The organism is Bacillus sp. N447-1, assembly GCF_022701035.1.
Taxonomy (GTDB): domain Bacteria; phylum Bacillota; class Bacilli; order Bacillales; family Bacillaceae_G; genus Bacillus_A; species Bacillus_A cereus.
In genome coordinates, this window is the sequence record NZ_CP065509.1 from 3236849 (window position 1) to 3249712 (window position 12864).

Here is a 12864-nt window from a genome sequence, read left to right on the forward strand (position 1 = left end):
CATTGTCTTTCCTATAAAAAGAAAGCAAACATTGTTCCAATCCATTCCTTTCCTCTATCGATAAGAGAAGGCGGGTTTACATCGCTATAGGAAAGTACAGATGCATTCTCTAGATCTTCATGGAATTTCTTTTTTACTGTTTGAATGAAATGTTTATTATATAACAGGCAGTTTATTTCATGGTTAATATATAAACTTCTCATATCAAAGTTTGCTGTTCCGATATCGCAAATATCATCGTCTACTATAATAATTTTGGCGTGAAAAAAACCTTGTTGAAATGCATAAATATTGCAACCAGCCTGTATTAATTTTCGGCAGTACGGAAATTTGGCTTCTCGAACAAGAGGGTGATCAGCTTTTTCTGGAACAAGAATTGTGATTTGAACCCCTCTTTCTCTTGCTTTTAATAAGGCATTCATAATTTTTTTTCCAGGAATGAAATATGGTGTACCGATACAGATTTCTTTTTTTGCCGCGTTAATTAAATGTAAAAAAGTATGCTGTAAATAAGCCCCATCAGTCGGAATAAATTGATGCAGGATGGTACCTGGGTTTTGTTTTGGAAAATAAAGAGAAGCATCTAATACATTTTGTTTCGTATCATCAAACCAGTCATGCAAAAATTGCTTTTGTAAATCTTGAACCCCTTCTCCTGTAAGACGTAAATGGTAGTCTCGCCATAATCCTAAATATTCATTATGCCCTAGATACTCTTCACCGATATTAAATCCCCCGATATAGCCGGTTTTCCCATCAATCACTGTAATTTTCCTATGATTTCGTTGATTGGCAGAAAAGAAAGGCAGAGGAAATTTTACCTTATGACAAAATGAAAAAGATACACCATGTTTTTGCAGGGAGCGAATAGCTTCGTTTGATAAAGAATGGCTGCCAAATCGATCAAGTAAAAGTCGTACTTCAATTCCTTCCTGAGCCTTATCAATCAGCAATTTTAAAAATTCACGACTGATTTTATCGTTTTTTACAATGAAGAATAAAATATGAATGTGATGCTGTGCTTGTTTTATATCAGTAAATAAAGCGTCATACAAATCTTTCCCGTATGTATAAAGGTGAAAATCACTTTGACGTAAAGGGAAAGTGCGAGAGCTTACTCGTTTTAAATGAAGAAGTCTCCCGTATGAAAGGTCAATTGTAATCCAAAGAGCAATGGATATTAACAAAAGAGATAAGTAGAGCATTAGTGAATTCCCTCCTTCGCATTCTTTTCACCTTCAGTGTGTTACAAATGATACGGGTAGCACGGCTGTTATTATAAATTTCTTTAGAGGATAGATCTTGTACTGGTTAAAGTTTCACTTTATCCCGTTTTAACGGGCAGTAAGCTTCCTATTTCAAAAATTGATGAATAAGCAGAAGCTAGTTTGGAAATCAACTGCCCGTAAAAGCCCGATTGGTTCAACTAATAATCAGCGGGGGATGAACCACCCCTGCTGATTAAAGTTTCACTTTATAGTTTCACCGAAATAAACAGCTTTATGAAAAAATGTGTTGTTCTATAACAAAAAACTGTTGACTGAATGCTCACTCATTATATAATGGGGATAGGGGATATAATTCAGAAAATTATATATTTTTGAAGATTCAAAAAAGAAAGAGGGCTTACAAAGAGAGGGGTAGCATAAAAATGAATAGCTTACTGATCATTAATTGGCTGGCTGCCATTGCTGTTATTGCTTATGCAGGATATTTGTTTGTATATCTTATACGGACGAGAATGGCCTACATACAATTAGGAAAAAAAATTGAATTTGACCGTCGTTTTAAAGAGCGTTGGGATCTCCTTAAGGTCAATGTTTTCGGTCAAAAAAAGCTGCTGAAAGATAAGAAAAGCGGCATCATTCACGTTATGTTCTTTTACGGATTTATTCTTGTCCAATTTGGAGCAATTGACTTCGTTTGGAAAGGACTCGCACCAGGATCACATCTTCCACTTGGACCACTATACCCTGCATTTACATTCTTCCAGGAAATTGTCACACTTGTTATTTTAATTGCAGTATTTTGGGCTTTTCATAGACGTTATGTAGAAAAGCTTGTTCGTTTAAAACGTAACTTCAAATCAGGTCTTGTTCTTATCTTTATCGGTGGCTTAATGATTTCTGTGCTACTTGGTAACGGTATGGGACTTATATGGCATGGCGAGGAGCTTTCATGGAGTGAACCAATTGCTTCTGCAATCGCTTACGTTTTTAGCGGGATAAATGAAACCGTAGCCATTTCAGTGTTCTATTTTTCTTGGTGGGTGCATTTACTAATTTTGTTAACGTTTTTAGTGTATGTTCCACAATCAAAACATGCGCATTTAATTGCAGGACCAGCTAATGTATTCTTCGGTCGTCTTTCAAACCCAGGGAAGCTTGAAAAGATTGATTTTGAAGATGAAACGCAAGAAACATTTGGTGTTGGTAAAATTGAAGACTTTAGACAAAATCAACTTATTGACTTATACGCTTGTGTAGAGTGTGGCCGTTGTACAAATATGTGTCCGGCAACAGGAACAGGAAAAATGTTATCGCCGATGGACTTAATTTTAAAACTTCGCGATCATTTAACTGATAAAGGAGCTGCGGTAACATCAAAAGCACCGTGGGTTCCAGTAGTTGCCTTCAATAATACACAAGGAAATCAGTTAGCGATGATGGCAGCTGGAAAAGGACAACAAGAATCAGCGTCTACAACGCTCGCTTACGATCCGAGTTTAATCGGAGATGTTATTACAGAAGAAGAGATTTGGGCATGTACAACGTGTCGTAACTGTGAAGATCAATGCCCAGTTATGAATGAGCATGTTGACAAAATTATTGATTTACGTCGATATCTCGTTTTAACAGAAGGAAAAATGGACGCGGAAGCACAACGCGCGATGACAAATATCGAGCGTCAAGGGAATCCGTGGGGTCTGAACCGTAAAGAGCGTGAAACATGGCGCCAAGGTGATGACGAAGTAACAGTTCCAACTGTAAAAGAAAAATCAAAAGCTGGGGAGGAATTCGAGTATTTATTCTGGGTTGGTTCAATGGGATCATACGACAATCGTAGTCAGAAGATTGCGATATCGTTTGCGAAGTTAATGAACGAAGCAGGTATTTCATTCGCAATTCTCGGTAATAAAGAAAAGAATTCTGGAGATACACCACGCCGCCTCGGAAATGAATTTGTATTCCAAGAGATGGCGACAAAGAATATCGAAGAATTTGAAAAGGCAGGAGTGAAGAAAATCGTTACGATTGATCCTCATGCTTATAACACATTTAAAAATGAGTATCCGGACTTTGGCTTGCAAGCAGAAGTCTATCATCATACAGAATTGTTAGCTCAGTGGGTGAAAGAAGGGCGCTTAAAGCCTGTTCACGCTATTGAAGAAACAGTTACGTACCATGATTCCTGTTATTTAGGAAGATACAACGAAGTGTACGAAGCGCCACGTGACATTTTGAAAGCGATTCCTGGAGTGAATCTTGTAGAAATGGCACGTAACCGTGAAACTGGAATGTGCTGTGGCGCAGGTGGTGGCTTAATGTGGATGGAAGAAACAACAGGTTCTCGTATTAACGTTGCTCGTACAGAACAAGCATTAGCTGTACAGCCATCCATTATCGGTACAGGTTGTCCATATTGCTTAACGATGATCAGTGATGGAACGAAAGCGAAAGAGGTAGAAGAGAAAGTTCAAACTCTTGATGTGACAGAGATTTTAGAACGATCTGTTATCGGACAGAAAAAAGAAGCAATGTAGTTTGTAAGAATGTATACAACTTTAGAAGGAGGTGCAATGATTGCACCTCTTCTCAACGTAGGGATACCGAGCGAGCGCTCAGTGTTAAAAAATGAAATGGGGGAAAGAAACATGAGTAAAACAGTTATTTTAAGTGCTGCAAGAACACCAGTTGGAAAATTTGGAGGATCTTTAAAGGATGTAAAAGCGACGGAACTTGGAGGAATTGCAATTAAAGCAGCACTTGAAAGAGCAAATGTTGCGGCTAGTGATGTTGAAGAAGTTATATTTGGAACGGTTATTCAAGGTGGGCAGGGACAAATTCCATCGCGCCAAGCTGCGAGGGCTGCTGGAATCCCTTGGGAAGTGCAAACGGAAACAGTGAATAAAGTTTGTGCATCAGGGCTTCGTGCGGTTACGTTAGCGGATCAGATTATTCGTACTGGCGATCAATCACTGATTGTAGCTGGCGGTATGGAGTCGATGAGTAACAGTCCTTACATTTTACGTGGAGCAAGATGGGGATACAGAATGGGCAACAACGAAGTTATTGATTTAAACGTTGCTGACGGTTTAACATGCGCATTTTCAGGTACACACATGGGCGTTTATGGTGGAGAAGTTGCAAAGGAAGATGGAATTTCTCGTGAAGCACAAGATGAATGGGCATATCGTAGCCATCAGCGTGCGGTTTCAGCGCATAAAGAAGGGCGTTTTGAAGAGGAAATCGTGCCAGTAACGATTCCGCAAAGAAAAGGCGATCCTATTGTCGTTGCAAAGGATGAGGCGCCACGTGAAGATACAACGATTGAAAAGTTAGCAAAGTTAAAACCTGTATTTGATAAGACAGCGACGGTGACAGCTGGTAATGCGCCGGGACTAAACGATGGTGGTGCCGCACTTGTATTAATGAGCGAAGACAGAGCGAAGCAAGAAGGAAGAAAGCCATTAGCGACAATTTTGGCGCATACAGCAATTGCAGTGGAATCTAAAGATTTCCCAAGAACTCCAGGTTATGCAATTAACGCATTGCTTGAAAAAACAGGAAAGACAATTGAAGACATTGATTTATTCGAGATTAATGAAGCCTTTGCAGCGGTAGCAATTGCAAGTACAGAAATCGCAGGAATTGATCCGGAAAAATTGAATGTAAATGGCGGCGCGGTAGCGATGGGACATCCAATTGGAGCAAGCGGAGCGCGCATTATCGTTACACTAATCCATGCACTTAAGCAGCGCGGCGGCGGAATTGGAATTGCTTCGATTTGTAGCGGTGGCGGTCAAGGGGACGCAGTGATGATTGAAGTTCACTAATTAAAGTTCGAGGGTATAAAATTTATTAACAATTAAGGGGGAAGAAAAAATGGGTGTACAAAACATTGTTGTAATTGGTGCAGGGCAAATGGGATCAGGAATTGCACAAGTATGTGCAATGGCAGGATATGACGTGAAGGTACAAGATTTAAAGCAAGAGCAATTAGATAGAGGATTGGCTATCATTACGAAAAACTTAGCACGGCAAGTAGAAAAAGGACGTATGAAGGAAGAAGAGAAGGAAGCCATATTAAATCGTCTTACAGTAACGCTTGATTTAGATTGTGTGAAAGAAGCGGATCTTATTATTGAAGCAGCTGTTGAGAAAATGGATATTAAAAAGAAAATCTTTGCGAATCTAGATGAAATTGCTCCAGAACACGCAATTTTAGCAACGAATACGTCATCTCTGCCAATTACAGAAATTGCAGCGGTAACGAAGCGTCCGGAAAAAGTAATCGGTATGCACTTTATGAATCCAGTTCCAGTTATGAAGCTTGTTGAGATTATTCGTGGTTTGGCTACCGATGATGCGGTATATGAAGCAATTGAAGATATTACGAAAAAAATTGGGAAAGTACCAGTTGAAGTGAATGATTTCCCAGGTTTTGTATCAAATCGTATTTTGCTACCGATGATTAACGAAGCAATTTATACGTTATATGAAGGTGTAGCGACGAAAGAAGCAATTGATGAAGTCATGAAGCTTGGTATGAACCATCCGATGGGGCCTTTGACACTCGCCGATTTTATCGGTTTAGATACGTGTTTATACATTATGGAAGTGTTGCATGAAGGATTAGGAGATAGTAAATATCGCCCATGTCCGTTATTACGTAAGTATGTGAATGCAGGATGGTTAGGGCGTAAAACAGGTCGTGGATTCTACGTTTACGAATAAATGCCCCCTTTGTTACAACATAGTGGTCTTACCAAATTATTTAAAGGATATATAGCAAATGGAGGCGGAATATATGAACTTTCGTTTTAATGAAGAGCAGCAAATGATGAGGAAAATGGTTCGGGATTTTGCACAGAAGGAAATAGCTCCCTTTGTTCCTAGTATGGAACAAGGGGTGTTCCCGAAAGAGATTTTGCAAAAGATGGGTGAGCTTGGATTAATGGGTATTCCAGCGCCTGCAAAATACGGTGGGGCAGAAATGGACTTTATATCTTACATTCTAACAATTGAGGAAATCTCAAAGGTAAGTGCAACAGTTGGTGTAATTTTAGCTGTACATACGTCAGTTGGAATGAATCCGATTTTATATTTCGGAACAGAAGAACAGAAGAAAAAATATGTTTCTAAACTTGCAACTGGGGAATATTTAGGTGCATTTGCTTTAACAGAGCCAAATGCAGGATCAGATGCAGGGAGTTTGAAATCAAGAGCTGTGAAAAAAGGTGATCATTATATTATTAATGGATCGAAAGTGTTTATTACAAATGGTGGTGAAGCAAGTACATACATTGTATTCGCTTCTACAAATCCAGAGGCAGGAAAAAGTGGTATTTCTGCATTTATAGTAGAGAAAGATACACCTGGTTTAATCATCGGAAAAGATGAACATAAGATGGGACTTCTCGGTTCTCGTACAGTACAACTTACTTTTGAAGATATGAAAGTACCAGCTGAGAATTTACTTGGGGAAGAAGGACAAGGATTTAAGGTGGCAATGGCGAATTTAGATGTTGGGCGAATTGGAATCGGTGCGCAGGCGTTAGGAATTGCTGAAGCGGCGCTTGGCTGTGCAATTGATTATGCAAAAGAAAGAGAGCAATTCGGGAAGCCAATTGCGGCGCAGCAAGGGATTGGCTTCAAGCTTGCAGATATGGCAACAAGTGTCGAAGCAGCAAGGTTACTCGTATATAGAGCGGCATCTCTTAGGGCACAGGGATTACCATGCGGTAAAGAAGCATCTATTGCGAAATTATTTGCTTCTAAGACAGCGGTTGAAGTCGCGATTGAGGCGGTGCAAGTGTTCGGTGGTTACGGTTATACGAAAGACTATCCAGTAGAACGATTTTTCCGTGATGCGAAAATCACGCAAATATATGAAGGAACAAGTGAAATACAGAAACTTGTTATTAGCCGTGCTTTATAAAAGGGCGAGGGGGAGACGGAGATGCATTTTAAACTATCAGAAGAACATGAAATGATAAGAAAAATGGTTCGAGATTTTGCTAAAAATGAAGTGGCACCAACAGCAGCTGAGCGTGATGAGGAAGAGCGATTTGATCGAGAATTATTTGATCAAATGGCAGAGCTTGGTTTAACCGGTATTCCGTGGCCTGAAGAGTACGGTGGAATTGGAAGCGATTACTTAGCGTACGTAATCGCTATTGAAGAATTATCCCGCGTTTGTGCTTCAACAGGCGTAACACTGTCCGCGCATACTTCACTTGCGGGATGGCCAATTTTTAAATTTGGGACGGAAGAGCAAAAGCAAAAGTTTTTACGACCGATGGCTGAAGGAAAGAAAATTGGTGCATACGGCTTAACGGAGCCAGGATCTGGATCGGATGCTGGTGGAATGAAGACAATCGCAAAGAGAGATGGAGACCATTATATTTTAAATGGATCAAAAATTTTCATTACAAATGGCGGTATTGCTGATATTTACGTTGTTTTTGCGCTAACTGATCCTGAATCAAAGCAGCGCGGTACGAGTGCATTTATTGTAGAAAGTGATACACCGGGATTTTCAGTTGGGAAGAAGGAGAGCAAGCTAGGGATTCGCTCTTCACCAACGACTGAAATTATGTTTGAAGATTGCCGTATTCCTGTAGAGAATCTACTTGGAGAAGAGGGGCAAGGGTTTAAAGTTGCGATGCAAACATTAGATGGAGGTCGTAACGGTATTGCGGCGCAAGCTGTTGGTATTGCACAAGGGGCTTTAGATGCTTCTGTAGAATATGCAAGGGAGCGCCATCAATTTGGAAAACCAATTGCGGCGCAGCAAGGGATTGGCTTTAAACTTGCGGATATGGCAACAGATGTAGAAGCGGCACGCCTTTTAACATATCAAGCGGCTTGGCTTGAATCAGAAGGGCTTCCGTATGGAAAAGAGTCAGCGATGTCAAAAGTATTTGCAGGAGATACAGCGATGAGGGTGACGACTGAAGCGGTGCAAGTATTTGGTGGTTACGGTTATACGAAAGATTATCCAGTAGAGCGTTATATGCGAGATGCAAAAATTACACAAATATATGAAGGAACACAAGAGATTCAGAGGCTTGTAATTTCTCGTATGTTAACGAAGTAGGAACGAAAGCGTAGGTATTTTCCTACGCTTTTTCCTTCCAAAAAATAATAGAGAGAGGTGAAGGGAATGGTTAAACATAATGTACATGCATCGGTGAAAGATGAAAAATTAGTTGCGTTAAGACGTGAGCAAATGATTAAAGGTGCGGTGCAACTGTTTAAACAAAAAGGATTTCCGCGTACAACAACGAGAGAAATTGCAAAAGCGGCTGGATTTAGTATAGGGACACTTTATGAGTACATTCGTACAAAAGATGATGTTTTGTATTTAGTTTGTGATAGTATTTATGAACATGTAAAAGAAAGATTAGAGGAAGTAGTTTGTACAGAAAAAGGGAGTGTAGAAAGTTTAAAGATAGCAATAACGAATTACTTTAAAGTGATGGATGAATTACAGGAAGAAGTATTGATAATGTATCAAGAGGTACGCTTTTTACCGAAAGAATCACTTCCGTATGTATTAGAAAAGGAGTTTCAAATGGTAGGAATGTTCGAGAATATTTTAGAACAGTGTACGGAAAATGGAACATTTACATTAAATAAAAAAGAAATACAGCTTCTTGCCCATAATATTTTTATACAAGGACAGATGTGGGGATTTAGACGCTGGGCGCTGCAAAAACTGTATACGCTCGAAGAATATACAGAAATGCAAATTAGGTATGTATTGCAAGGGGCCCATATGCTTCCGAAATAAGGAACAGACAAATTATAATTTTACTACCCTATAAAAGTTTCCCGTTTTTTTTGTAGCATATTTGTGCGACTTTTGTTTATAATGAATAGTATGGATTTTTTTAAGCAGGCCGTTATATATAAGGTTATATTTGATGAAAGGAAGTGCCGCATAAGTGGATTTTAAGCAATATTCACCAGAAGAGCTAAAAGAATGTTCAATGATTGAAGTTGTACATAGCGTTTTAGGGGATAAAAAACAAGCAACGACATTCAACGAGTTGGTTCAAGAAATCGCTCAAGTGCTGGGACTATCTCAAGAGCAAGTTAATGCGAAAATCGCACAATTTTATACAGACTTAAACATCGATGGACGTTTCATTAATTTAGGAGAAAATCGTTGGGGGCTACGCAGCTGGTACCCATACGAGCAAATTGATGAAGAAATCTTGCCTCAACCAAAACCGAAGAAGAAACGTAAAGTTGAAGAAGACGGTTTTGATGACTACATTGAAGAAGATGAAGATGACTTCGACGATGCAGATGTAAATGAAGACGAAGATGATGATGTAGAAGATTTGGACAAGGTTCTTGAAGAAGAAGACGGAGATGACGACGATCTTGATGATTTAGACGAAGATGACGACGACTTCGCTGAAGAAGAACTTGAGTATGACGAAACTGAAGAAGAAGAAGAGGAAGAACTGTAGTTCTTGACTTTTCATTATCGTCCATGTAGAATCATTTTTGGGCTCTTTAAAAAAGGACGATAATACTTTTAAAGTGTAAATATAAAAGAAAATTGCTCCCTACTTATTACTTTTTGTGATGAGGGGAGCAATTTTCTTTTTTGTTTTTTGTTTAGAAAATAAAAAGAGTCTAACAATAAGATGGATACAGTGTTATCTACATACGTTGCGCTTTGCAACGGTGATTATATAACAGCAAAATAGAAGGGAGCTTTTTCATGACTAAGTATATTTTTGTAACAGGCGGTGTAGTATCGTCTTTAGGAAAAGGTATTACAGCAGCATCTCTTGGAAGACTTTTAAAAAATCGTGGTTTAAACGTAACGATTCAAAAGTTTGATCCATACATTAACGTAGACCCAGGGACTATGAGCCCATATCAACACGGTGAGGTATTCGTAACAGATGATGGCGCAGAAACTGACTTAGACCTTGGTCACTATGAGCGTTTTATCGACATTAACTTAAACAAATACAGCAACGTAACAACAGGTAAAATTTACTCTTCAGTTCTTCAAAAAGAGCGTCGCGGTGAATATTTAGGAGGAACAGTTCAAGTTATTCCTCACATTACTAACGAAATTAAAGAACGCGTATATCGTTCTGGTCGTGAAACAAATGCCGATGTTGTTATTACAGAAATCGGTGGAACTGTTGGTGACATCGAGTCTCTACCATTCTTAGAAGCAATCCGTCAAATTAAGAGCGACATCGGTCGTGACAATGTAATGTACATTCACTGTACGTTAATCCCGTACTTAAAAGCAGCGGGTGAAATGAAGACAAAACCAACACAACATAGTGTTAAAGAACTTCGTAGCTTAGGTATTCAACCAAACATTATCGTTGTTCGTACAGAAATGCCTGTTTCTCAAGATATGAAAGACAAGCTTGCATTATTCTGTGACATTGATACAAAAGCGGTTATCGAAGCTCGCGATGCAGATACTTTATATGCGGTTCCATTATCTCTTCAAGAACAAAATATGGACCAAATCGTTTGTGACCACTTAAAATTAGACAATCCAGCTGCAGATATGACAGAGTGGACTGCTCTAGTTAACAAAGTGCGTAATCTTTCTAAGAAAACAAAAATCGCTCTTGTTGGTAAATATGTAGAACTTCAAGATGCTTATATTTCTGTTGTAGAAGCACTTCGTCATGCTGGTTACTCATTCGACACAGATGTAGAAGTAAAATGGGTAAATGCTGAGCACGTAACAGCAGAAAACGTAAAAGAATTAGTTGGCGATACAGACGGTATCCTTGTACCAGGTGGCTTCGGCGATCGTGGTGTAGAAGGTAAAATCGTTGCGATTCAATATGCTCGTGAAAACAAAGTTCCATTCTTAGGAATTTGCTTAGGTATGCAACTTGCATCAATCGAATTCGCACGTAATGTATTAGGTTTAGAAGGTGCTAACTCTTCTGAAATCAACCCTGACACACCATATGCAATCATCGACTTATTACCAGAACAAAAAGATGTAGAGGACCTAGGTGGTACACTTCGTCTTGGTCTATACCCATGTAAGCTTGCTGAAGAAACAAATGCTTACAATGCTTATAATGAGCCGGTTGTATATGAGCGTCATCGTCATCGTTATGAGTTCAACAATCAGTTCCGTCCGGATATGGAAAAAGAAGGATTTGTATTCTCTGGTACAAGCCCAGACGGTCGTCTAGTTGAAATCATTGAATTAAAAGATCATCCTTGGTTCGTGGCAGCACAGTTCCACCCAGAACTTGTTTCTCGTCCAAACCGTCCACAACCATTGTTCCATGACTTCGTAAGAGCTTCTATTACGAATAAAGAGAGCAAGTAATAAAAAAAGCGCCTGAAATAAGGCGCTTTTTTTAATATTCATTTAACATTTCATCGATTGTAAATTTAATCCCGTGATAAGCAAATAAAGCTACTATTAAACTTGGGAATCCGTAGCGATTACCTTCATCGTCTGGAATAAGACCTTTTAACAGTTTTGTATCAATATGTACGTCTGTATATCGTTCCAGTGATTCTGTCCCTTCTTGAAGAGCAGAAATGCCCACAATAGAGTGTCCCTCTTCTTGTAGTTTTTTTGCAATTTCTACAACCGCTTCATCTGTTGAAAAACGGCTAATAAGAAGTACACGATCCGCAGAGGTTACTTCTGCTTCTTTACCATTTTCAAATAAGCGTTTTGCTTGCTTCATTGGTTCAGCACCGAATAGTGCCTCGGCAACAACGCCCTCCATTTCATTTGTACCATGTAAATAAATGAAACCATCGCCAACTAGTGCTTGAGCAAGTAAACGAGCGCTATCTTCTATATTCATTTCTTCTTTTTGAGAAACTCTGGAGAAATAACCACTTAATTGAGTTGAAAAAATTTTTAACATAATGTTACTCCCTTCGTACGTGTTTGCCGGCTTTCATTATAATTTATTTTTTTAGAAAGGTGAAATCGTAGGGTAGCATAACAAAATAGGAAACGGTAAAATAAGAAAGAATAGGAAGGAATTTGCCAAAGAATAGCGAAATTAAATCGTTAAGATATAAGAAGCTTTAAATCTTGTACTTACACAGAAAGGTTGGGAATTATGGAAGGTAAAATTTTAATCGTTGATGATCAATATGGGATTCGTGTGTTATTACATGAAGTGTTCCAAAAAGAAGGTTATCAGACATTCCAAGCAGCGAATGGATTTCAAGCTTTAGATATCGTGAAAAAAGATAATCCAGATTTAGTAGTGTTAGATATGAAAATTCCAGGCATGGATGGTATAGAGATTTTAAAGCATGTAAAAGAAATTGATGAGAGTATTAAAGTAATTTTAATGACTGCTTATGGAGAGCTTGATATGATCCAAGAAGCAAAAGATTTAGGAGCTTTAATGCATTTTGCTAAACCATTTGATATTGATGAAATTCGTCAAGCTGTGAGAAATGAGCTCGCTGTAGAGGCATAAAAATGAATTTTTTATAAAAAATATGGAAAAAAGCGTTTACATGGACTATTGTGCAGGTGAATACGGTTGAGTTTTTGAGTACAAGTTGTTATCCTATTGAGTGTAGAAAAAAGTCCGGTATGTAGATATACATATTTTACCTTATTCTGGTCATACTACCAGCGATA

The 12864-nt window shown here is 38.7% G+C and carries 11 protein-coding genes; 9 read left to right on the forward strand and 2 right to left on the reverse strand.

The annotated features are described in order from the left end of the window. Window positions 1–11 precede the first annotated feature (11 nt). Window positions 12–1205 (reverse strand): cardiolipin synthase, encoded by a 1194-nt coding sequence (cls, locus tag IQ781_RS16340; protein WP_065382212.1) that lies wholly within the window; start codon window positions 1203–1205, stop codon window positions 12–14. A gap of 446 nt (window positions 1206–1651) precedes the next feature. On the opposite strand from cls, the gene IQ781_RS16345 reads away from it, so the two are divergent. The 8 genes from IQ781_RS16345 to pyrG all read left to right on the forward strand — a co-directional run bounded on the left by IQ781_RS16345 (window position 1652) and on the right by pyrG (window position 11571). Further along, on the forward strand, window positions 1652–3763 hold the full coding sequence (locus IQ781_RS16345; RefSeq protein WP_001086776.1) for a (Fe-S)-binding protein: 2112 nt from the start codon (window positions 1652–1654) through the stop codon (window positions 3761–3763). A gap of 9 nt (window positions 3764–3772) precedes the next feature. Continuing rightward, a complete protein-coding gene (locus IQ781_RS16350; protein WP_002195957.1) occupies window positions 3773–5056 on the forward strand; it encodes an acetyl-CoA C-acetyltransferase in 1284 nt (427 codons plus the stop codon). A gap of 49 nt (window positions 5057–5105) precedes the next feature. Beyond that, window positions 5106–5957, forward strand: a complete 852-nt coding sequence (locus IQ781_RS16355; protein WP_048656349.1) for a 3-hydroxybutyryl-CoA dehydrogenase — start codon at window positions 5106–5108, stop codon at window positions 5955–5957. 73 nt (window positions 5958–6030) lie between these two features. Continuing rightward, window positions 6031–7161 carry an acyl-CoA dehydrogenase gene (locus IQ781_RS16360; protein ID WP_050228936.1) on the forward strand — a complete coding sequence of 377 codons (1131 nt, stop codon included), beginning with the start codon at window positions 6031–6033 and terminating at the stop codon, window positions 7159–7161. A 21-nt stretch (window positions 7162–7182) separates the two neighbouring features. Beyond that, window positions 7183–8322 (forward strand): acyl-CoA dehydrogenase AcdA, encoded by a 1140-nt coding sequence (gene acdA / locus IQ781_RS16365; RefSeq protein WP_000545544.1) that lies wholly within the window; start codon window positions 7183–7185, stop codon window positions 8320–8322. 66 nt (window positions 8323–8388) lie between these two features. Further along, window positions 8389–9018 (forward strand): TetR/AcrR family transcriptional regulator, encoded by a 630-nt coding sequence (locus tag IQ781_RS16370; RefSeq protein WP_000238605.1) that lies wholly within the window; start codon window positions 8389–8391, stop codon window positions 9016–9018. A 154-nt stretch (window positions 9019–9172) separates the two neighbouring features. Next, complete coding sequence (gene rpoE / locus IQ781_RS16375) at window positions 9173–9706, forward strand: DNA-directed RNA polymerase subunit delta (RefSeq protein WP_000346278.1); 534 nt, start codon at window positions 9173–9175, stop codon at window positions 9704–9706. 257 nt (window positions 9707–9963) lie between these two features. Continuing rightward, complete coding sequence (pyrG, locus tag IQ781_RS16380; RefSeq protein ID WP_000170460.1) at window positions 9964–11571, forward strand: CTP synthase; 1608 nt, start codon at window positions 9964–9966, stop codon at window positions 11569–11571. A gap of 31 nt (window positions 11572–11602) precedes the next feature. Here pyrG and IQ781_RS16385 read toward each other — a convergent pair whose 3' ends face one another. Beyond that, complete coding sequence (locus IQ781_RS16385) at window positions 11603–12127, reverse strand: DUF2529 domain-containing protein (protein WP_000912402.1); 525 nt, start codon at window positions 12125–12127, stop codon at window positions 11603–11605. Between the two features lie 201 nt (window positions 12128–12328). Between IQ781_RS16385 and spo0F the strand changes: the two genes are divergently transcribed. Then, the gene (spo0F, locus tag IQ781_RS16390) at window positions 12329–12697 is read left to right on the forward strand and encodes a sporulation initiation phosphotransferase Spo0F (RefSeq protein WP_000398594.1); all 369 of its coding nucleotides are present in this window, start codon (window positions 12329–12331) and stop codon (window positions 12695–12697) included. Window positions 12698–12864 lie beyond the last annotated feature (167 nt).